Source organism: Humiphilus diazotrophicus, from assembly GCF_059726315.1.
Genome location: NZ_AP040870.1, coordinates 2,012,030 through 2,032,740 on the forward strand (window position 1 = coordinate 2,012,030; position 20,711 = coordinate 2,032,740).

The 20,711-nt window shown below is 52.6% G+C and carries 19 protein-coding genes and 1 other RNA gene; 10 read left to right on the forward strand and 10 right to left on the reverse strand.

Translation table 11 applies throughout. The features are described from left to right. Position 1: 1 nt before the first annotated feature. The 5 genes from leuD to AC6I7T_RS09435 all read left to right on the forward strand — a co-directional run bounded on the left by leuD (position 2) and on the right by AC6I7T_RS09435 (position 6,047). Entirely contained in the window at positions 2-616 is a 615-nt protein-coding gene (gene leuD / locus AC6I7T_RS09415) for a 3-isopropylmalate dehydratase small subunit (protein WP_497793115.1), read from the forward strand. 81 nt (positions 617-697) lie between these two features. After that, entirely contained in the window at positions 698-2,458 is a 1,761-nt protein-coding gene (gene ilvB, locus AC6I7T_RS09420; RefSeq protein WP_497793116.1) for a biosynthetic-type acetolactate synthase large subunit, read from the forward strand. A 4-nt stretch (positions 2,459-2,462) separates the two neighbouring features. Next, positions 2,463-3,044: an acetolactate synthase small subunit gene (ilvN, locus tag AC6I7T_RS09425; RefSeq protein WP_497793117.1), complete on the forward strand. Its 582-nt coding sequence runs from the start codon at positions 2,463-2,465 to the stop codon at positions 3,042-3,044. 60 nt (positions 3,045-3,104) lie between these two features. Continuing rightward, positions 3,105-4,130: a ketol-acid reductoisomerase gene (ilvC, locus tag AC6I7T_RS09430; protein WP_497793118.1), complete on the forward strand. Its 1,026-nt coding sequence runs from the start codon at positions 3,105-3,107 to the stop codon at positions 4,128-4,130. A 480-nt stretch (positions 4,131-4,610) separates the two neighbouring features. Beyond that, entirely contained in the window at positions 4,611-6,047 is a 1,437-nt protein-coding gene (locus AC6I7T_RS09435) for a sensor histidine kinase (RefSeq protein WP_497793119.1), read from the forward strand. A 152-nt stretch (positions 6,048-6,199) separates the two neighbouring features. Here AC6I7T_RS09435 and AC6I7T_RS09440 read toward each other — a convergent pair whose 3' ends face one another. The 4 genes from AC6I7T_RS09440 to dprA form a co-directional block, all read right to left on the reverse strand. Continuing rightward, a complete protein-coding gene (locus tag AC6I7T_RS09440; RefSeq protein WP_497793120.1) occupies positions 6,200-6,523 on the reverse strand; it encodes a DUF427 domain-containing protein in 324 nt (107 codons plus the stop codon). Positions 6,524-6,773: 250 nt separating this feature from the next. After that, positions 6,774-7,118 carry a hypothetical protein gene (locus AC6I7T_RS09445; RefSeq protein ID WP_497793121.1) on the reverse strand — a complete coding sequence of 115 codons (345 nt, stop codon included), beginning with the start codon at positions 7,116-7,118 and terminating at the stop codon, positions 6,774-6,776. Positions 7,119-7,321: 203 nt separating this feature from the next. Then, a complete protein-coding gene (gene topA / locus AC6I7T_RS09450; RefSeq protein WP_497793122.1) occupies positions 7,322-9,946 on the reverse strand; it encodes a type I DNA topoisomerase in 2,625 nt (874 codons plus the stop codon). Between the two features lie 174 nt (positions 9,947-10,120). Beyond that, entirely contained in the window at positions 10,121-11,311 is a 1,191-nt protein-coding gene (gene dprA, locus AC6I7T_RS09455; protein ID WP_497793123.1) for a DNA-processing protein DprA, read from the reverse strand. A gap of 197 nt (positions 11,312-11,508) precedes the next feature. Here dprA and AC6I7T_RS09460 point away from each other — a divergent pair, with 197 nt between their 5' ends. Further along, positions 11,509-12,381 carry a menaquinone biosynthetic enzyme MqnA/MqnD family protein gene (locus AC6I7T_RS09460; RefSeq protein WP_497793124.1) on the forward strand — a complete coding sequence of 291 codons (873 nt, stop codon included), beginning with the start codon at positions 11,509-11,511 and terminating at the stop codon, positions 12,379-12,381. Positions 12,382-12,516: 135 nt separating this feature from the next. Here AC6I7T_RS09460 and pfkA read toward each other — a convergent pair whose 3' ends face one another. Then, positions 12,517-13,488, reverse strand: a complete 972-nt coding sequence (gene pfkA, locus AC6I7T_RS09465; protein WP_497793125.1) for a 6-phosphofructokinase — start codon at positions 13,486-13,488, stop codon at positions 12,517-12,519. Between the two features lie 207 nt (positions 13,489-13,695). On the opposite strand from pfkA, the gene AC6I7T_RS09470 reads away from it, so the two are divergent. Continuing rightward, entirely contained in the window at positions 13,696-14,286 is a 591-nt protein-coding gene (locus AC6I7T_RS09470; protein WP_497793127.1) for a VTT domain-containing protein, read from the forward strand. A gap of 120 nt (positions 14,287-14,406) precedes the next feature. On the opposite strand, the gene AC6I7T_RS09475 is transcribed toward AC6I7T_RS09470, so the two are convergent. Continuing rightward, a complete protein-coding gene (locus AC6I7T_RS09475; protein ID WP_497793128.1) occupies positions 14,407-15,423 on the reverse strand; it encodes a beta-ketoacyl-ACP synthase III in 1,017 nt (338 codons plus the stop codon). An 89-nt stretch (positions 15,424-15,512) separates the two neighbouring features. Further along, positions 15,513-15,610: signal recognition particle sRNA small type (gene ffs / locus AC6I7T_RS09480), an RNA gene on the reverse strand. Positions 15,611-15,759: 149 nt separating this feature from the next. Between ffs and AC6I7T_RS09485 the strand changes: the two genes are divergently transcribed. Together AC6I7T_RS09485 and AC6I7T_RS09490 are read left to right on the forward strand one after the other, a co-directional pair. After that, entirely contained in the window at positions 15,760-16,971 is a 1,212-nt protein-coding gene (locus tag AC6I7T_RS09485) for a sensor histidine kinase (protein ID WP_497793129.1), read from the forward strand. Further along, positions 16,968-17,582, forward strand: a complete 615-nt coding sequence (locus AC6I7T_RS09490) for a response regulator transcription factor (RefSeq protein ID WP_497793130.1) — start codon at positions 16,968-16,970, stop codon at positions 17,580-17,582. The genes AC6I7T_RS09485 and AC6I7T_RS09490 overlap by 4 nt, the downstream gene beginning before the upstream one ends. Positions 17,583-17,687: 105 nt before the next feature. On the opposite strand, the gene AC6I7T_RS09495 is transcribed toward AC6I7T_RS09490, so the two are convergent. Then, positions 17,688-18,575, reverse strand: coding sequence for a DUF4097 family beta strand repeat-containing protein (locus AC6I7T_RS09495; protein WP_497793131.1), 888 nt, complete (start codon positions 18,573-18,575; stop codon positions 17,688-17,690). Between the two features lie 107 nt (positions 18,576-18,682). Here AC6I7T_RS09495 and AC6I7T_RS09500 point away from each other — a divergent pair, with 107 nt between their 5' ends. Further along, the gene (locus AC6I7T_RS09500; protein ID WP_497793132.1) at positions 18,683-19,663 is read left to right on the forward strand and encodes an NAD(P)H-quinone oxidoreductase; all 981 of its coding nucleotides are present in this window, start codon (positions 18,683-18,685) and stop codon (positions 19,661-19,663) included. Between the two features lie 75 nt (positions 19,664-19,738). On the opposite strand, the gene AC6I7T_RS09505 is transcribed toward AC6I7T_RS09500, so the two are convergent. Together AC6I7T_RS09505 and wrbA are read right to left on the reverse strand one after the other, a co-directional pair. Beyond that, entirely contained in the window at positions 19,739-19,975 is a 237-nt protein-coding gene (locus tag AC6I7T_RS09505; protein WP_497793133.1) for a CDGSH iron-sulfur domain-containing protein, read from the reverse strand. Between the two features lie 82 nt (positions 19,976-20,057). Beyond that, positions 20,058-20,681 carry an NAD(P)H:quinone oxidoreductase gene (gene wrbA / locus AC6I7T_RS09510; protein WP_497793134.1) on the reverse strand — a complete coding sequence of 208 codons (624 nt, stop codon included), beginning with the start codon at positions 20,679-20,681 and terminating at the stop codon, positions 20,058-20,060. Between the last annotated feature and the right edge of the window lie 30 nt (positions 20,682-20,711).

The following is a 20,711-nucleotide window of genomic DNA, read 5'->3' on the forward strand; positions in this document are numbered from 1 at the left end:
AATGAAGCCATTTCGCACTTTGACCTCTCTGGCGGCTCCTCTCGACCGCGCAAATGTCGATACCGACCAGATCATTCCTAAGCAGTTTTTGAAGCGCATCGAGCGCACCGGTTATGGAGATTTTCTTTTCTTCGACTGGAGACAGACGGCAGACGGCAAGCCGATATCCGATTTCGTATTGAATGATTCCCGTTATAAGGGAGCTGAAATCCTTATCGCAGGAAAAAACTTCGGTTGTGGCTCCTCTCGTGAGCACGCAGCCTGGGCGCTCTCCGACTTTGGTTTCCGTTGCGTCATCGCGCCGAGTTTCGCCGACATCTTTTTTTCGAACGCAGGCAAGAATGGAATTCTGCTCGTAAAGCTCACAGAGGAGCAGGTTGAGACACTTCTCAAGAGAGCTACAACGATCCCCGGATACAAGATCACCGTCTCGCTGGAAGAGCAGAAGCTTAGCGACGATCAAGGCTTCACGGCTGAATTCCAGGTAGATCCCTTCCGCCGGTATTGCTTGCTGGAAGGATTGGATGACATTGGTCTTACGCTTCGCCACGCTGCCGCTCTTGATCAATACGAAGCACAACACGAGAGCGCCACTTGGTTGAGACCACGCGCATAACTTTCATGCAATAACAACCATCCTCCGTCCCGGACAGGCGAAGGACAAAGCAGTAATCACCTTAAGCCAGGAGCAACCAACATGAACGACGCCAATACAACCGGAGGGCCCTCGATGGAAAAACAGGCGCAGCTCACAGGCGCAGAGATTCTGTGGGCAACGCTAGTAGGCGAGGGTGTACGTGATGTCTTCGGCTATCCGGGAGGAGCAATCCTTCCAGCCTACGATGCACTCCGGAAATTCCCGATCCGCCATATTCTCGTACGCCACGAACAAGGCGCTTCGCACATGGCCGATGGCTATGCGCGCGCCTCGGGAAAAGTCGGCGTAGCTGTCGCAACCTCAGGACCTGGTGCGACAAATCTGGTAACGGGAATTGCCACTGCAATGCTGGACTCGATTCCGATGGTCTGCATTACAGGGCAGGTGTCAAGCAAAGTCCTGGGTACGGATGCCTTCCAGGAAGTGGATATCACCGGTATTACTTTGCCAGTAACGAAACACAATTTCCTGGTAAACAAAGCTGAGGATATTGCTCCCGTTCTTCGCGAGGCTTTCCAGATTGCTCGTTCAGGCAGACCTGGACCGGTGCTGGTCGATATTACGAAGGATGCACAACAGAATCTGGCGAAGTTCGACTTTGAAGCAGCGGCACCGCGGGCCTATCGGCCCCATCCGATGCTGGAACTCAGTCCCGAACTGCTGGACTCTGCAGCCTCATTGATCCGTAGTGCAAAGCGTCCTGTCATCCTCGCCGGACACGGAATCATCAAGTCCGGAGCCTTTGAACAGATCCGAGTGCTGGCAGAGCGAACCAATACTCCGGTAGCTTGCACGTTGCTGGGTCTCGGCGCTTTCCCTGCCTCGCACGAGCTGAATCTGGGCATGATGGGCATGCACGGAGAGAGTTGGGTCAACCATGCTATCCAGGAATCCGACCTGCTCATCGCCTGTGGCATGCGCTTTGACGACCGTGTAACGGGCTCACTGGCCACCTATGCGCCAAATGCAAAGAAGATTCACATCGATATCGATCCTGCCGAAATTAATAAGAACGTCAAGGTCGATGTAGCACTCGTTGGAGATCTGACCAGAGCGCTGGAGGAGCTGCTTCCACGCATTCCCAGCCGTGAAGGAAAAGCATGGCTGCAAAAGATCAACGACCTTAAGGGCAATGCAGCTGTTCGTGACATCAAAAACATTCCCGACGATGGACACCTCTTTGCCGCCCACGTGATACACGATCTATGGAAGGCAACCGAAGGCAAAGCAATCATTGTTACCGATGTAGGGCAACACCAGATGTGGGAAGCTCAGTATTACAAGCATGACGAGCCCCGCACACTGATTACCAGCGGCGGTTTGGGCACGATGGGTTTTGCTCTTCCCGCAGCGATCGGTGCCAAAGTAGCCTGTCCGGAAAAGGAAGTCTGGGTGGTAGTTGGAGACGGAGGTTTCCAGATGACCAGCGCGGAGCTGGCAACCATCGCTCAGGAACACTTGGACATTAATATTGCAGTCGTGAACAATGGGTATCTTGGAATGGTGCGGCAGTGGCAGGAGTTTTTCTATGAGAAGAACTATCAGTCGTCCCCCATTCTGAGCCCGGACTTCGTCAAGCTGGCCGATGCATTTAATATTCCAGGCAAGGCAGTCCGGAAACGGAGTGAAGTTTTACCGGCAGTTGCAGACGCACGTAAAAGTAAGGGCCCTTATTTGCTGAATTTCCTGGTGGAACAGGAAGATTCGGTTTATCCGATGATCCCGACCGGCGCGGCTCTTCATGAGATGATTCGGCGGCCGTCAAAAAATCCGCTGATAGAAACGGCGGTAGACAAGTAAAGCCATGCTTCATACCTTTGTTGCGTACGTAGAAGACAAGCCCGGAGTGTTGACACGAATCGCATCGCTGTTTCGGCGGCTCAATATCAACATCATGTCTGTAACAGTGGGTCGCTCGGAGCGTCCTGGCATATCTCGCATGACCTTGGTTGCCGAGGCTTCGCCCTCTTCCGGTCATCGGATCATGGCCAGCCTCTTCAAGCTGGAAAACGTTATTGACATAGACGACATCGGCCAGCATTCCAGCGTTACCCGGGAGCTGGCCTTGATCAAAGTTGCGGCGACACCACAGACTCGCTCTCACATTTTTGAGCTGGTCCAGGTCTTTCGTGCCAGAGTCGTCGATCTGGCACCGGAGTCGCTGATGATTGAAATTACCGGTGTGGAGAGCAAGATCGAGGGATTAATCCAGGTTCTCAAGGAGAGCGCCGATTCGATCCTGGAGATCTCGCGAACCGGCCGCATGGTAATGCGGCGGGGACAGCACACCAGCAGCGTCCTCAAAGCAATGGGCGCGCTTCCTTCTGCCCCAATAGTAGAGGTCGATAATCCCGAAGCTGAAGCTGTAACTACGGAAGAGTTGTAGCAGTCAATCATCCGTATGGAAACCGTATCTGTTTCTTAATTTGAGAGGAAAAGGAAAAGAATGCCGAAGACGTACCACGACCAGGATGCAGACATCACACTGATCCAGAAGAAAAAGGTAGCTATCATTGGCTACGGATCCCAGGGACACGCCCACGCGCTGAGTCTGAAGGATTCCGGCGTCGATGTCCGCATCGGCCTGCCCAAAACCAGCCGTTCCATCGAGAAGGCACAGAAGGCGGGCTTGGAAGTGTTGACTCCTGCCGAGGCTGCAAAATGGGCGGATGTGGTGATGATTCTCGCACCTGATACCGCACAGGGTAAGCTCTACAACGAAGAGATCAAACAGCACATGACCGCTGGCAAAACCCTGATGTTTGCTCACGGATTCAACATCCATTACGGCACCATCGTTCCCAGCAAGGACATTGACGTTTCCATGGTTGCCCCCAAGGCCCCTGGACATCGCGTTCGCGAGGTCTTCACCGAGGGTGGCGGTGTTCCTGCTCTGATCGCTATTCACCAGGATGCCAGCGGAAAGGCCCGTGACCTTGCTCTGAGCTATGCCAAGGGCATCGGCTCTACCCGCGCAGGCGTCTTTGAGACCTCCTTCAAGGAAGAGACCGAGACCGACCTCTTCGGCGAGCAGGCTGTTCTCTGCGGTGGCGTAAGCGCACTGATCAAGGCTGGCTTCCAGACTCTGGTCGATGCCGGTTACGAGCCGGAGATGGCGTACTTCGAGTGCATGCACGAGCTGAAGCTGATCGTCGATCTGATCTATCGCGGCGGCCTCTCCTACATGCGCTATTCGATTTCCGATACAGCTGAGTACGGTGATTACATCGCCGGACCGCGTGTCATCAATGACGAGTCCCGCAAGGCAATGAAGCAGTTGCTGACCGACATCCAGGACGGAACCTTTGCCCGGAACTGGATCAAGGAAAACGAAACCGGCCGCAAGGAATTCGAGAAGATGCGCAAAGCAGAAGCTGCCCTTCAGGTTGAAGAGGTTGGCTCCAAGCTGCGCGCAGGCATGAGCTTCCTGGATCCCGTCGCCATGGAAAACGGCGTACCAGCTAAGAAGTAAGTCCAATCCTTAAGACTCGGGCGGATCGAAAAACCGCTCGAGTCCTGTTTCTCTTCATCTGCCCTCCTCTTTTCGGCGTTCGCGGAAAAACCTTACGACCAAATACGTCTCTCAGTAGAGAATGCTTACTGGCGGAGGATTTGTGCTGTCCACAGTGACTATTGATTCCATTCGACTTAGCCACGCCATGCTATCCTGCTCTTCCCCCACCCCGTGGAATTTCGGGTTGAGAAGATAAGTTATTTCCGACATAAACAATTGCGATTGATTCATCCGCCGTTCAACTTTCACAGATAATGAACTGGAGCATTCTAGGTTTCGGTCTAGAGCGAAAGCCAATCGCTGTGGGAGCATCCCATTAGAGAATCAAGATCTTCAAATTTTGTCGATCGTTGGCAAAATTGGATGAAAAAAATAGCTACACTTTGTGGCTCTCTGATCGACCACTGAAACCTAAAAGGCCCAATGCTGGGGATTCCTATGAATACCACCACTACAGCGCACTCCTTGACTGAACCGCCCCCGACTCCGATACCTGAGATTGTCGCTGCACTCGAGCGCGTCGGCCCTCTTCAGGGCCTGGAACCTTGCGAATATGAGTGGCTGGCACAGAATGGAACTGAAAAGTTCGCTCCGAGCGGCGCCATTCTCTTTGAAGACGGTGCTCCGGCGAACAACATGAACATCATCCTGAAAGGGGAGATTCATGTTCAGCGGAAACGCAATGGGCCGCAGACGCTGTTCATTGGGCGTTCAGGGCAGATCACGGGTGTTTTGCCTTTCTCCCGCATGAAGACCCATGGCGGGCAGGGCTATGCCGTCACCGACATATGGACACTTGAGTTCCACCGCTCCATGTTTCCTGAGATCCTGGAGGCCATTCCCTCATTCGCTCAGAGGGTCGTAAATGTACTTCTGGATCGCGTCCGGGAGGTCACCCGGATGGAGCAACAGTCCGAAAAGCTAGCTGCGCTCGGAAAGCTGGCAGGCAACCTTGCCCACGAGCTCAATAATCCCGCCTCTGCGGCTCGTAGAGCGGCTAGTGGCATGCTGGACGAGCTGCGCACCTATGGACGGCAGAAGTTCCGTCTAGGGGCTCTGTGCCTCAATGATCAGCAGATCGCCCAAGTGCGCGCTTGGGACGAAAATATCCGCCGGCTTCGTCAGAATGGCCCCCTCGACCGGATCACGGAGCGGGAGGACCACATCCTGCATTGGCTGAACCAGCACTCCATTGCCGAACCCTGGCGTATTGCCCCGGAGCTATCCGAAATCGGTCTTTGTGCCGAACATCTGGAACCTCTGGCCGAATTTCTCGAACCGGAGGCCGTGGGGGTCGTTCTCTCGCAGCTCTCCTCGTCTCTGCGGGCAGAAAATATCGCAGAGGCAATCCTGGACTCCACTGCCCGGATCTTCGATTTAATCAGTGCCGTCAAGGCGTACTCCTTCGTGGACCAGGCGGCTATTCAGGAAATCGATGTTCCACAGGGACTGGAAAGCACGCTGCAAATGCTGCAATCGCGTATGCAACAGGTTGAGATCATTCGGGATTATCAGGCCGATCTGCCACGCATCAGTGCGTACGGCAGCGAACTAAACCAGGTCTGGATGGCCCTGATCGAAAACGCTCTGGATGCCATTGAAGAAAAGGGCACTATTCGACTCTCCTGCCGGATCTCGGGCGAAATGATGCTGATTGAGGTAGGAGATAACGGCCCTGGCATTCCGGATCAGGCAAAAGACAGGATCTTTGAACCATTCTTCACGACCAAAGCCCCGGGAAAAGGTCTTGGCCTGGGGTTGGACGCAGCTATGCGCGTAGTCAGAAAACATCGTGGATTCCTCACGGTAGAATCCAAGCCAGGCAAGACATGCTTCCAGGTCAGATTGCCGCTGGAACAATTGCAGGCGTTCTAAAAACAGCTAAGGTCCGGACAGCGAAAAAGCGGGCAGCTAAATTCGTTGTTAAACACCAGACCTTAGCTCGTAATTGAGATTAGTCAGGGGCTGCAGGAGGAAGCTAGCCTCCGGTGCAAGTTTTTGCTGACCGCCTTTTAGCTGGCCGGAACCTAGCTGACAGGTTTATCGTTGTCCGCTTTTGAGCTTTCGCTATTCTCAATCTCCACCCCGCGCCAGAAGGCGATATGGTGCTTAATCTTCTTGGCGGCAGGCTTGGGATCGGGATAATACCAGGCAGCATCCTGGTTCTCCTGTCCATCGACAAACAGGCTGTAGTAACGAGCCTGCCCTTTCCATGGGCAGGTAGACGTGGTCGAGCTGGGGCGGAGATACTCCCGATTCACGGAAGATTCCGGAAAATAAACATTTCCTTCAACTGTTTCAACGGTATCGCTCTCAGCGATCACCTTTCCATTCCAGATTGCTTTTGCCATTTCTTCTTCCGGTTGTTACCTGAAATCCATTCTTGAAAGTATCAGAAAGCAAGGGCGTAGGCGACCGGAGGTCACCTCGTCCGCCGGGGAAGAAGACGCAAAGACAAGCGAGAAGTCTCTCCCCAAAGTGAAATCTCACTGTGAAAGAGACTCCTCACAATAAAAAACGCTTCTGCTTACCTGTGGAAAAGTAAGCAGTGGACCAACCAAAACCGGGTCCCACGAAGGTATCTCACTGAAACAGAGCCACTTACTGATGACCACCACTTCCCTGATCGGGAAGCATGGCTACTTTATTGATATGAATGGACTTGGAACTTTTATCCTCAGTCCCGGTAACAGCAACATGGTGCCCGTAATGAGCTGTAACCGCATCGGGATTGTCGATTGACCACACCTGTTTTTGGGCGTCATCGACAAAAACAGGCTTGGAGCCCATCTCTATACACTTCTTCACACAGCTGACAGCTGGATTTCCGGCGTGCTTTTGAGCACACATTGAATCGCTTATCCAGCCGTTAACTTTGGAAGACTGCTGGTCAGCAGCTACAGCAGCTATAGAGGAAAGGAGCAGGACAGCAGGAAGCCATCGCATATAGGGGAAAACCTCCAGGGGCCTGAGCTTTCTTCTAACCCAGCTCTAGCCAGCAATGAGTATGCATCTTCCTCCGGGGCTATTGGCAAGTCTGCTAATACCAAAGTAATTCTGCAAGAATGATGGACGGAAACACAAGGCCCCAAAAGAAAAGGTCCCATGCCTCTGGAGACAAGGGACCTTTTCTACACCATTCCATTGCATTACACGGTCACAGGAGCTTCCTCTGGAACCGGGCCATGGGTTGCGGCAGTTGGAACCGCTTCCGGCTGGGGATCTGCAATCTTCTTCATATAACTGCAGTTGACCGCCTGTGCGGCTTCCTCTTCTGCAGCGGCCTTCTTTTTGCGCTTCTTGGGTGCCTCTTCCTCGCCTGTGGATTTCTTGTTATTCGGGCAAGCCAAGTACACACCAGACTTCAGAGACTTCTCTACCAGATAAGGACTGCTGCACTCGGGACACTTTTCAGCGACAGGCTTACCGTTCGAGGTGAAGTCGCATTTCGGATAATTCGTACAGCCATAGAAGACATTACCGCGACGAGCTTTCTTTTCGGCAACATCGCCTGTACCGCACTTCGGGCACTTCATGCCGACAAGGTTCTGCTTAATGTACTTGCACTTCGGATAACCGCTGCAAGATACAAACTCGCCAAAACGGCCATGACGCAACACCAGCTGCTTGCTGCATTGAGGACAATTCTCGTCCAGTGGTTGCGGTGGCTTCTGTTGTTCTTTCTGATCCAGACGGCGCGTCGTCTTGCACTCGGGATAGCCTGTGCAGGCCATGAAGGTACCAAAGCGTCCGCGTTTGAGCACCATAGCACGACCGCAGTTCTCGCAGTATTCATCGTCCTTATCGGTCGCCTGCGTCTCAGATTGATCCAGCTCCGGCAGGGCTATGGTGTTTTCCTTGGTGAAGTTACAGCTATTTGGATCCTTTTTGTCATATGCACTACAGGCATAGAAGGAGCCGAATTTGCCCCACTTCAGAACCAGCGGAGAGCCACACTTGTCACACTTCTCATCAGTGGGCTTTTCCATCCGCTTTACATTTTCCATGTGCTTCTCAGCATGTTCGAGTTCTTTCTCGAAATGGCTGTAGAAGCCCTTAAGAAGCTGAGTCCAGCGCTCGTTACCTTCTTCGATCTCGTCCAGCTCTTCTTCGAGCTTGGCGGTGTATTGCGTATCGAAGATGTAAGGGAAGTTCTCCACCAGGAGCCGTGTCACTACCGTTCCGATTTCGGTAGGAACAAACTTTGCACCGCGTCCGATGCCGACCTTCTGCACATACTCACGTTCTTGAATCGTGCTGATGATGGCGGCGTAGGTCGACGGACGACCAATGCCCCGCTCTTCGAGCGTCTTGACCAACGAGGCTTCGTTGTAGCGCGGAGGAGGCTCAGTGAAGTGCTGCTCCGGATTCAGCTCCAGCAAGGTAAGAGCCTGTCCTTCGTGCACGTCGGGTAATTTGTTTTTCAGAGCTTCATCATCTGCGTCGGAGCCTTCTTTGGTCTCCTCGTAGATCTTCATGAAACCTTCGAACTTAACCACGGAACCTGTCACGCGGAAGTCGTAGCGACGATCGGCCTGAGCAGAAATATCGATGATGGTCTGGTCATAAAGGGCCGGAACCATCTGCGAAGCAACAAAGCGCTGCCACACAAGCTTATATAGCTTGTATTGCTCATCGCTCAGATATTTCTTGATCTCATCCGGATGGCGAGCAACATCGGTCGGACGAATCGCTTCGTGAGCATCCTGTGCATCTTTCTTGCTCTTGAAAGTATTTGGCTTCTCCGGAAGATACTGAGGTCCCAGTTGCGAGCCAATCCAGCTGCGGGCAGACTCAATCGCCTCGGGCGACACACGAGTCGAGTCGGTACGCATGTAGGTGATCAAACCTACAGTTCCCTCATCACCGAGTTCCACACCCTCATACAGACGTTGTGCAACTCCCATTGTGCGCTTCACGGTAAAACCCAGTGCGCGGGAAGCATCTTGCTGAAGCTTACTGGTTGTAAAGGGTGGAGCAGGACTCTTGCGCCGTTCCTGACGCTTGATGGTACGGACTGTCCACTTTCCCTTTTCGAGTGACTTCAGAATGGCATCAGCCGCTTCCTTATCAGGAAGTGAAGGAGCGTCGACTGTCTCAACTGTTGCCTTCACTCCATCGATCCCGATAAAGCGGGCACGGAAATGTTTATCCTTCTTTGTTTTGCCTGGAGTCAGATCGGCGTCGAGCGTCCAATACTCGACAGAGTTGAATTTCTTAATCTCTTCTTCGCGCTCGACAATGAGTCGCAAGGCAACCGTCTGCACACGGCCGGCAGAAAGTCCGCGACGCACTTTGTCCCAAAGCAAAGGAGAGATCTGATAACCCACAATGCGATCAAGCACACGACGCGTCTGCTGTGCGTCTACCAGGTTCTGATCGACATCACGTGCACGTTCGAAGGCTGCACGAACAGCCTTAGGCGTGATTTCGTTAAACGTAACACGGCGGATCTGTCCGGGCTTTACAACTGATTTGAGCTGAATGGCCAAGTGTGCGGCAATCGCTTCACCCTCGCGGTCAGGGTCAGGCGCCAGATACACCTCGGTTGCAGAGGAAGCAGCCTTCTTCAGCTTCTCGACGATCTTTTCTTTATCGGGCATCACGATGAGCTCAGGCTCAAAGGTGCCATCCTCAAGATCGACGCCAATCTTGTTCTTCGGCAGATCCATGATGTGGCCAAGAGAGGCTTCTACCAAATAGCCTTTGCCCAAATACTTATTGATCGTTTTGGCCTTTGCCGGCGATTCAACGATCACGAGTGCTTTACTCATTTCCATCCTTCAGCCGAGTACTCTTTCGGCTTGCTGAACCAGGAGTTTGTCTCCCAAGCGTCCAGCCCCGCAAATGTTAGTCCTACAATCTCTGCAAGCTACCATGTCAGGCCATTTTCATCCACTCAACCTTTGCGGCATAAGCGACGTTGGCCCGAAGAATTTCTCAACAACTCATAAGCTCTTAACGTAGTTCTTGCCGGGAAGTTGCCGGATCCGTCCCTTCGCTTCCAGTTCAAACAAAGCCATAAAGACCTCTGAGGAACTCAAATCCGACTCAACCTTCTCCAACAACTCATCCAAATGCAAAGCTTCGTCAGGGCTGAGCATTTTCAGGATCAGGGCCTCTTGCGGGGTCTCCGGTGCCTGCTCGAATAACGATGCGGCTCCAGGGCTCTCGGATGCAACACCTAACTGAGCCTCCAGCTCCAGCCTTACCTGACTGGGAAGTCCCTCCCAGATGTCCTCCCACCCTGTCGTCAGCCTCGCCCCATCTTTAATTAACATGTTGGGGCCCCAGGCATTCTTGGTAGTGACGTTACCAGGAACAGCATACACATCCCGGTCCTGTTCCATCGCACAACGGGCCGTTACCCTGGTACCGCTGTGCTCGCCTGCCTCAACAACCAATACACCCAGGCTCATACCACTAATAATGCGATTTCGCCGTGGAAAATTCTGAGGAGCCGGAAATGTTCCGAGACGATACTCTGAAACAATGGCACCGCCCCCGGCTAGAATATCTTCAGCAAGCCTTTTATTTTCTTTGGGATAAATCACATCAATCCCGGTTCCCCATATAGCAATTGTCGGCATCTTGGCCGCCAGGGCTCCTTGGTGAGCGACGCTGTCGATCCCGCGCGCCATTCCACTGATAATAGTCAGCTTACGGGAAGCGAGGTCTCGGGAAAGCTTCTCAGCCATTCCCGTGCCATAGGGAGTCGGATGACGGGTACCTACGATTGCAATGGAATGATTGTTTAAAACCTCCGTATTCCCCCTCACCCACAAAACAGGAGGCGGATCGAAGATGTGTCGCAGCCTCTCCGGATAATCTTTGCAGCTCCAGGTAACGAGCGTGGCACCCTGTTCCTGTAATTTTTGCCACTCCACCGCAGCGTCTTCCCGGGACTGACTCGATGCCAGGAATTGAACTGCAGCGGCAGGAAAGCCCAGAGATTCCAGCTCCGTCAAGGGAAGATAGGGAATACTGGCTACATCCGCCACCTTTTCCACAGCCTGCAAAATTCGTTTTGGACCCAAACCTGGAGTCAGCACCATGGCCAGCCAGGCCAGACGTGTCTCATCCAATACAGCCTTGGAAACAGAATCAGGAGTCGGTGTAGAGGAAGGGGTCGGCGTCATGAAATTTCAAATCCTGTTTCCAAACGAACAGGCTAATTAAAAACCTTTCCACAGGGGCTAAATCTGCAACATTTTTGGTGCAAATTGCCAAAACCAGCCATGAACTGTTTCACGCGTGGGATGCGCTCAAAGTAGCTGGGGCTAGCCGGGAAGTCAAGTCTTGCACCAGTTTTCCACAGCGTTGATAGACTGGTGAGGTGAGTCGTACTCCCCTGAATCTACTCCGCATATCGGCCATTGACTTTCTCAATCCAGCTCCCCTTATGTGGGATTTCGAACACGAACCGGCCAGTTCCCGGCTTGCAGAACGATACCTCATCCACAAAACCATGCCTTCGCAATGTGCAATCGAATTGGCCGAAGGAACAGCAGATATCGGCCTCGTTCCCATTACGGCATATGCTCTAACCCCGGGGCTGAAGTTTCTTCCCGGATGCACAATCGCTTCCCTTGGACGAATCCGTTCGTTACAGCTCATTACGCGAGCCAATCAGCCTCTGGAAGAGATCCGCACGGTCGCCGCAGATACTTCATCCAGAGCTACCTTCGCTTACGCACAGATTCTTTTCCACAGGTACTGGAATGAAAAAGTGCTATTTCGTCCCCACCCCCCGGACCTTGACGCAATGTTGGCAAGTGCCGATGCGGCACTCCTGATCGGAGACCCGGCGCTATTAGCTCTTGAGAAGAAGCAGCAAAGAGAAGTCCAAACGGGAGAAAAGCTTACCTACTACGATCTGGCCAATGAATGGAACCAGCGAACCGGGGTTCCCTGGATCTCTGCGCTCTGGACTGCCAGACCGGAAGCACTTGAAGCGTCGGAAATCGAAACAGAATTAGTCACAGAAGATTTTTTGAGCTCTCGAGACCATGGACTGGCTCACATTGAAGACTTGGTCAAGGAGTGGAGTACCCGTATTGCAGTTCCGGAAGCTACCATCCGCAGCTACTTAACGGACTATATCCACTACGTTCTCGATGAGGATTGCATTGCCGGAATGGAGCTTTTCTACGCTTATGCAGCAGAAGCAGGCATTTTGCCACCGGTAGAAAAACTGAAATTTCTATGAAGTAACTACAAATTCCAGCTCTCTGGTAGAGAGTTGGTCGGGTCCAGAAAGAAGACAGGCCTATGATGAACCCCACCAAAAAGTGCGATTCGTCATAGGCCAAATCTAAAAACGCCCGAGAGCTACAGGCTATGGTTACCTCGCCAGCAGATCGGCAGCCGCCAAATACCACGGATCTAGGGGCTTTTTGCGATCTACAACCTCACCCAAAGGAGTCGTGATAATGTCGTTCTTTTCGATTCCAACGAGAACACCCGATTTCCCGTCGGCCAAAGCTTCTACTGCGGCCGAGCCGAGCCTTGTTCCCAACAAACGATCGGCGGCGGTAGGTGTGGCACCACGCTGTACATAACCAAGTACGCTGGCGCGGAATTCGTAGCCGAGCAGTAACTCGTTCTTGCGGAAGTATTCGCAAAGCCCTTCGGCGTTGTACTCCGCACCTTCAGCCACGACTACGATGGCGTGAGGTTTGCCACGTTCATAGCCTTCCTGGATCTTATGCGCGATCTGTTCCGGACTAATATTGATTTCCGGAAGCATGATGGCTTCAGCACCGCCGGCAATCCCCGCCATCAGAGCAAGGTAGCCGCATTTGCGTCCCATGACTTCAATCAAAAGAGCGCGATTGTGAGAAGATGCCGTGACCTTTAGGTTATCGATAGCCTGAACAGCCACATTCAGTGCAGTATCCACACCGATTGTTACATCCGATCCAAAAAGATCGTTGTCAATCGTAGAGGCAACACCGACCACGGGAAAACCCATCTCGTGGAGAGCATTCGATCCGGTCTGCGAACCATTGCCACCGATCACAACCAGGGCTTCAATCCCTGCACCTCGCATACGACGGATAGCCAGTTCGCGGCCTTCCTCCGTTTGAAACTCGGCGCACCGCGCACTACCTAGTACCGTTCCGCCACGCTGAACAATATTGCTAACGTCTCGGGTCCCGAGACGACGAAATTGCCCTTCAATTAAACCTGAGTAGCCCTGATGAACACCCCATACCGTCCATCCTCGGGACAAACCGGTCCTAACGACCGCACGTATTGCAGCATTCATACCCGGCGCATCGCCGCCGCTTGTCAAGACAGCAAGATTCTTCATGCATTTTCCTAGTTTGAAGGTTCACTTTCAGAATCTCGTGTTTTTGCTCAAATAGCGGTGACTGGAATCACGGTGATCCCTCCGCACCAAAAGTCTTCTCCTTTTCAGGAACAGCATCCTTCAACAAACACGCGTCCAAACCTTTGCGTGTTGCCATTTTTGATATCAACAACTACGACGATTCAACACCGGAGGGGTAATTCCACCTTGAGATGGCTACTCCATCTCGGGGGAATAGGCCTGTTTGGCTTGGCAATTGTCGACTCGTCCCTCATCCCGATTTTTATCCCGGGAAGCGCAGATCTGGTCTTGCTGCTGCTAATCGTCCACCGAAGCAATCCTTTTTATGTGGCTGCTTGTGCGATCACAGGTTCTGTCCTTGGCGGTTATCTTTCCTGGTCAGCAGGGAAAAAGGGCGGTGAATTTGTCCTGAATAAATACGTGCCTCACAGATTCCTGCAACCGATAAGTCGCTGGGTGAAGCAACGCGGGCGTTTATCGGTAGGCATCGCAGCATTGCTGCCTCCACCGATACCGCTGATGCCGGTTTTGGTTGCAGCAGGGAGCCTGGGCGTCACCCGAAGTCGTTTCCTAATATCGTTCGCTATTGGACGAACAATTCGCTATAGCCTGCTCGCATGGCTGGCTACGACCTATGGCCGCAGAATCGTCAGGGTATGGGCCCACTATCTTGCAGGATGGTCAAAAATTCTTCTGTGGGGATACATCGGGCTCCTTATATTAGGAGTCGCTTACGGAGTATGGAAATACCGAAAACAGCTATTGGCAGTTGGCTAGGTGTTTCTTCGGGTCAAGTTCACCCCATTTGGCCTGCTGTAAGCAAAATGGGGTGAAAAGAATCGCCATCTTCACAACCGTCGATAGGAGGCCAGGAGATTAATGCCCCCTATAAGCTGCCTAGATCTCCCAGCGGAAGAGAGCAGAGCCAACGGTAAAGCCTGCGCCAACGCTCGCAATCAAGACAAGATCGTTCTTCTTGAGATGACCTTCCTTCCGGGCCGTCTCCATGGCCAGCGGAATCGTAGCAGCGGTAGTGTTTCCGTAGCGATCGATGTTGATGATTACCTGCTCGGGCGACAGGCCCAGGCGCTCGGCGGTAGAAAGAATGATGCGTTTATTTGCCTGGTGAGGAATAAAGCAACCTAGATCGGAACCTTTTATTCCGTTCTTCGCCAGAAGATTCTCGGTTGCCTCTGACATCTTTCGAACAGCAAATTTGTAAACAGCCTGTCCATCCTGATGCACATAATGCATCTTCTTCTGAACCGTTTCTATGGATGGAGGATTCAGGCTGCCGCCTCCAGGCATATAGAGAGAATTTCCACCGGAACCATCGATTTCGTGGTGATAATCGATCATTCCCTGCTCCCCATCTTCAGCAGGCTCCAACAGAACAGCACCGGCACCATCTCCAAAGAGGATGCATGTTGCGCGATCCGTGTAATCAAGAATGGAGGACATGGTATCGGCGCCGATTACCATCACTTTGGAGTGGGCTCCCGATTCCACCAGCTTCGTACCTACTTGCAAAGCGTAGACGAATCCGGAACAGGCGGCGGAGAGATCGAATCCCCAAGCTCCCTTTGCTCCAATTTTGTTCTGCACCAAACATGCCGTGGAGGGGAAAAACATGTCGGGCGTTACGGTAGCAACAATAATGACTTCTACATCTGTCGCTTGAATTTCTCGCTCGGCAAGACAACGGCAGGCAGCTTCAGCTGCCATCGCGCTAGTAGCCATGCCCTTATCAACCAGATGGCGTTCCCGAATTCCGGTACGTTCAATGATCCACTGATCGGTGGTCTCGACCATTTTTTCCAGATCTGAGTTGGTAAGGATATGGGATGGGACATAGGTCCCGAGAGCGCTGATTTTAGCCCTGCGTACCTGACGCGGGCGAACTTCCAAGGTCAATGGAATTCTCCTGACGAAAACTTGCAGAACCTATTGTCTCTGACAGAGTAAGGGAATGCAAAACGAAGAAGAATAGGTGGGCGGTATCAATGTACCGGGTGGCCTACTGCGCACACACTAGCCCGTTACCGTTGCTTCCTTCCGGACCTGGCGGGATTGGCGGGATTGAGTCGCGTAGGACCCGGCACACGCTCAAGTGTAGCATCTCCGAGCAGGGCGTGCAGAGCGCTCCTTGTGGAAGGAATGACATTTGTCATCTCTTTCGGATGACGGCTTCCACTCTCATACAAAATCAATTTCTTGCATTCTATTCAGGCAAGAAGGAAACTTGCCTCGATGACGGAAGAAACCTCACATTCCGGGAACCTGCAGCCCTATCAAGGCTCCCCGCAAACACTTGAAAGTCGCAGCGCTGACGAACCCACCCAGGAGCGGAAGAGTAGTACGGATGACGATCCTTCCTTCCCCTCGTCCTCAAAGAAAGGTTCCTTATGGCACCACACCTGGTTGGTCTATTCGCTCTTCATGTTTATTCCGCTCTTTTATGAGCGCCCACGCAGCCTCATTATTGGCCTTGCAATTGCGTTCTCGCTCTTCCTCCTTTTCTACTTTGGGGCCTGGTGTGGACCGAATCAGAATCTACGCCGGCTTTCGCTCGCGGGGATGTTCCTACTGGCGGCAATTTATGTGCCGATCAATCCTTCAGCGATAGGAATCTATATCTTTGTCGCATCCATCGTTCCTTTTCTCGAAGATTCGATCAGGACCGTCTTCTGGGTCCTCACACTTGAGGCTTTCGTCGTCACCGCTGAAGCATGGATTTTTCACATGTCTCCCTGGACATGGACAATCGGAATCTCTTTTCCATTGATTGTCGGTACCAATAATTTGCGTCTGGCTCAACAGAAACGGGCTGATGCGAAACTGCGTCTCGCCCATGAGGAGGTCGAAAATCTTGCCAAGCTTGCTGAAAGAGAGCGTATTGCTCGCGACTTGCACGACATACTCGGACATACGCTATCGCTCATCGTGCTAAAAAGTGAACTGGCCCAACGGCTCAACGCGCAAGATCCTGACCGAGCCAGTCAAGAGATGCGCGACGTAGAACAAACGGCCCGTCAGGCACTCGCCGATGTGCGGCAAGCCATTCGGGGCTATCGTGCCGAGGGAATCAAAGCAGAGCTGGAGCGGATTCGAAACATGCTCAATACCGCAGGAATCACCTTTCACTGCGAATCACAACCCCCAAGACTGGCTGCAACTGAAGAAGCGGTTCTTTCTCTCATTGTGCGCGAGGCAGTTACAAATATCGTCCGCCACTCCCGAGCGAAAGAATGCCGCGTGCAATTTCACAGCGCACAGGGTTCAACGACGCTTACCATCCAGGATGATGGCTGTGGAGGGATCAAAACGGAAGGCAACGGCATTCGTGGTATGCGCGAACGCATTGAAGCGCTCGGCGGAAGCTTCGACGTTCTCTCCAGTAAGGGCACACAGTTACGCATTAAACTTCCACGATCCGGTGGTATGAGCAGGCTATTGCAATGACAAAGAAAATCCGTGTTGTTATCGCTGAAGACCAGGGTATGATCTTGGGCGCTCTTGCGGCCCTATTGGAAATAGAATCGGACATCGCTGTTGTTGCCAAAGCCCGCAATGGCCGGGAAGCACTTCAGGCTGTCATAAAAGAGATGCCCGATGTCCTGGTAACCGATATCGAGATGCCGGAAATGTCCGGATTAACACTCGCTTCCGAGGTACACACGCGATTTCCTCGCGTCCACGTGGTAATCCTAACAACCTTTGCCCGGCCCGGATATTTTCGGCGCGCGATGGATGCGGGCGCACAGGGATACCTTCTTAAGGACAAACCAGCCTCTGAACTGTCGGAATGCGTTAGACGAGTGGCACAGGGGCTACGAGTCGTCGACCCCGAACTTGCAGCAGAAGCATGGGCAGCAGACCCCGACCCTCTTAGCGAGCGGGAACGGCAGATTTTGTGGCGAGCGGGAGAGGGGAAAACAGGAGGAGAAATTGCCACCGAACTCGGATTGTCCGAGGGTACGGTTCGCAATTATCTCTCTGAAGCAATCAGTAAGCTGGATGCCTCAAACCGAGTCGAGGCTGCTCGAATTGCCCGCGCCAAGGGTTGGCTGTAACACTGCGAAACAGGCAAACACCAGAACCCAGCCCGCACAATCCACCTCTCGGGCAAATTGTGCGGGCTTTCAAAGCTTTCGTCTATAGCGGCAAGTCTTGTCTGGCTATAACGAGCTAACCTTGATATTTCCGTCGCTGGTACGAATGCTTAGCAAATTGCCCCCAGCATTCAACTTTCCACGAATGTCATGCGAGGAACTTCCATGCGAGTGATAACCATCCATCGTAAGTGGCAAAGAACAATCGATATGTCCATCGCTTGAATGGATATCAAGATCGGCAGCCAGACTGCGTGGCAGACGAACAGATACCTGGCCATCGGACGTTTCTACACGAGAGGCAGTTGTCAGCTGCGATCCTTCCGCCAATGCGAGATCCAGATTGCCATCCGAAGTGTGAACCTGGAGTGCCGAAAAACGACCTTCTACCGTCAAGTGTCCGTCCGAACTCCGGGCATCGAGGGTTCCACTTGCATTATGGATACGGATGCTCCCATCACTGGAGACGAAATGAAGCGTACCGGCAACATCGGAAACATCAACGGAACCGTCGCTGGTATGCAGAGAAACTTCTCCCTGCAAACCTGACGCAGAGAGGGAGCCGTCCGCGGTCCGCGCTTCCAGATGAAGTTTTGCAGGTGTCTTAACAACTAAGTGAGGTCCCTTCGACACGTGAAACCCGATATGCATTCCGACGTGGGGCTTCTCTTTTAACTTAAAGGTGATTCCGTTACCACTCTGAAATTCGGTAAGAGAATAATCGCTGAGCTTACGATCGTTCATCTGCAGATCGATTTGAACCTGTCTGCAGTCTCCACAGGAGCGAATCTCGACTCCTGTATCGGCGGTTTCCATCACCAGAAACGGCTCTCCGGTAAGGGAGTAAGTCTTGTGCCACTCCCGGTCTGAACTTTGTCCATAAGCAGCCACCAGACCGACAGTAAAAGCTATCGAAAGAAAAACAAAGAGACGAAAGATCCTGATCGTCCTCATCTTGCCACCTCACAAAAGGGATACGCTTGCCATCCGCCTCTGGTTCCGTTTTTTACTCAAACGGAGCGAAAGACATAGTCGCATCATCCAACGTACAGAGAAGAGAAATGCGAATTGTGGAAGTGGTAAAAGCTGGCGGCCCAGAAAACTTACAGATAGGGAATACCCCAAGACCGGAACCTGGACCAGGAGAGGTACTCATCCGAGTTGTTGCAGCCGGAGTCAACCGGGCGGATATACTTCAGCGGCAAGGACATTACCCGCCTCCTCCAGGAGCCCCTCTGACCCTTGGGCTGGAGGTTTCCGGATACATCGAGGAAATTGGAGATGGCGTAGATGTCTGGCAGAGGGGGACGCCGGTTTGTGCCCTTCTGGCAGGGGGTGGCTATGGAGAGTACTGTGTTGCCCCTGCGGGGCAGTGTCTACCTATTCCCGAAAACATCGCCGTCCAAGATGCAGCAGCATTGCCTGAGGCAATCTTCACGGTTTGGGCTAATCTCTTCGAGCCTGCATTTCTGAAGCCCGGTGAAAGCATCCTTGTCCAAGGGGGCACCAGTGGTATAGGCACAATAGCAATTCAAATAGCTAAAGCATTTGGCAACCGCGTAATTGCAACTGCCGGCAACAGACAAAAGTGCGATGTCTGTATACAGCTTGGCGCGGACCACGCTCTGAACTACAAGGAGGAAGACTGGCCTGAAAAGGCACGGATCCTATCAGGCGGGCAAGGAATAGATGTGATTCTCGACATGGTGGGAGGAGACTACTTCCCGAGACATCTCCAACTCCTGGCGCCGCAGGGCAGATTGATCCATATCGCCTATAGCCGTGGGCGTGAAGTTACTGCCGATCTTGCCTTGATTATGCAAAAGCGTTTGATAGTCACAGGCTCTACCCTTCGTGCCCGGCCTGCACTTGAGAAAACTTTTTTGCGTAATTCAATTCAAAGCAGACTATGGCCTCTAGTTACGTCAGGCAAGATCAAGCCTGTTGTCGACCGCATATTTCCTTTGGATAAGGTTGCTGAAGCTCACCGATATGTGGAGTCCGGCCAGCATATCGGGAAAATCTTGCTCCAGATCTCATGAAGAAGTCCCTCATTCAACACAGAATAAAGCCCAGGACTCTTCCTCGAGTACCTGGGCTTTTCTCTGTTGCGGCTACTACTTCTGTTCGGCAGCTACGGCAGCTTCCGCCGCCTGGAAACCGATCTTGGAATGAGTTCCATCACAGAAGGGCTTCTTGGTTGAGGCACCGCAACGACAAAGAGAAACTGCCGGCTTGCCGGTCAGGTCGATTTCTTTGCCGTCCGTGTCGATCAACTTAATCGGTCCTTCCACACGGAGAGGACCATTGGGACGAACAGTAATAGTGACTGCGGGGATTTCGTTTTCTGACATTCTTTTTGCTCCTGCGTTCAACGCTCTTTCTACAATACCGAATTCAATGCCAGATTAAGACGCAGCTACGCCCCAGAAGCAGTTATTTCTTTCCCCGTAGCGCAACGGCGGCTTCCGCAACTCGTTTGCCTAGGGCTTTGGCAATCGCCAGATCTTCCGGTTTTGGTTGGAGTTCGCCTTGTGGACCGGTAATTGTCGTTGCGCCATAGGGAGTTCCACCGCGGCCTTCCGTATGAATCATGCCTGGAATCGAGTAAGGGACACCGACAATAAGCATTCCAAGATGCAGCAGTGGTACTGCCATCGTCAATAAAGTCGTTTCCTGACCACCATGAGTAGACGCGGTCGAAGTAAACAGACCTGCAGGCTTTCCCTCCATGGCACCGCTTAGCCAAAGCTGCGGCGTTCCATCAATAAGAGCCTTCATCTGGGCGGTCATATTGCCGTAACGGGTAGGACTCCCCAACACCACACCATCCGCTTCCTTAAGATCGTCGTTTGTGCATTCGGGAATTGACTGCAGCGATTGATACACCTGGTAGGAATAGCCCTTTTCAGCTTCAATGTGCTGCACATATTCGGGAAACTCTCGAGCTCGGCGAAGAACAGCCTCAACACCCTGCACCTCTTTGATACCTTCTACAACTGCATTGGCCATAGCATGGGTATGTCCATACTGGCTATGAAAGACGACGAGAACTTGCATGAATCGCTCCTATTGTCGTGTTAAAGATTA

Coding starts and splice junctions, on each gene's coding strand:
- leuD (WP_497793115.1), top strand. CDS start 2: ATGAAGCCATTTCGCACTTTGACCTCTCTGGCGGCTCCTCTCGACCGC.
- ilvB (WP_497793116.1), top strand. CDS start 698: ATGAACGACGCCAATACAACCGGAGGGCCCTCGATGGAAAAACAGGCG.
- ilvN (WP_497793117.1), top strand. CDS start 2,463: ATGCTTCATACCTTTGTTGCGTACGTAGAAGACAAGCCCGGAGTGTTG.
- ilvC (WP_497793118.1), top strand. CDS start 3,105: ATGCCGAAGACGTACCACGACCAGGATGCAGACATCACACTGATCCAG.
- AC6I7T_RS09435 (WP_497793119.1), top strand. CDS start 4,611: ATGAATACCACCACTACAGCGCACTCCTTGACTGAACCGCCCCCGACT.
- AC6I7T_RS09440 (WP_497793120.1), bottom strand. CDS start 6,523: ATGGCAAAAGCAATCTGGAATGGAAAGGTGATCGCTGAGAGCGATACC.
- AC6I7T_RS09445 (WP_497793121.1), bottom strand. CDS start 7,118: ATGCGATGGCTTCCTGCTGTCCTGCTCCTTTCCTCTATAGCTGCTGTA.
- topA (WP_497793122.1), bottom strand. CDS start 9,946: ATGAGTAAAGCACTCGTGATCGTTGAATCGCCGGCAAAGGCCAAAACG.
- dprA (WP_497793123.1), bottom strand. CDS start 11,311: ATGACGCCGACCCCTTCCTCTACACCGACTCCTGATTCTGTTTCCAAG.
- pfkA (WP_497793125.1), bottom strand. CDS start 13,488: ATGAAGAATCTTGCTGTCTTGACAAGCGGCGGCGATGCGCCGGGTATG.
- AC6I7T_RS09485 (WP_497793129.1), top strand. CDS start 15,760: ATGACGGAAGAAACCTCACATTCCGGGAACCTGCAGCCCTATCAAGGC.
- AC6I7T_RS09490 (WP_497793130.1), top strand. CDS start 16,968: ATGACAAAGAAAATCCGTGTTGTTATCGCTGAAGACCAGGGTATGATC.
- AC6I7T_RS09495 (WP_497793131.1), bottom strand. CDS start 18,575: ATGAGGACGATCAGGATCTTTCGTCTCTTTGTTTTTCTTTCGATAGCT.
- AC6I7T_RS09500 (WP_497793132.1), top strand. CDS start 18,683: ATGCGAATTGTGGAAGTGGTAAAAGCTGGCGGCCCAGAAAACTTACAG.
- AC6I7T_RS09505 (WP_497793133.1), bottom strand. CDS start 19,975: ATGTCAGAAAACGAAATCCCCGCAGTCACTATTACTGTTCGTCCCAAT.
- wrbA (WP_497793134.1), bottom strand. CDS start 20,681: ATGCAAGTTCTCGTCGTCTTTCATAGCCAGTATGGACATACCCATGCT.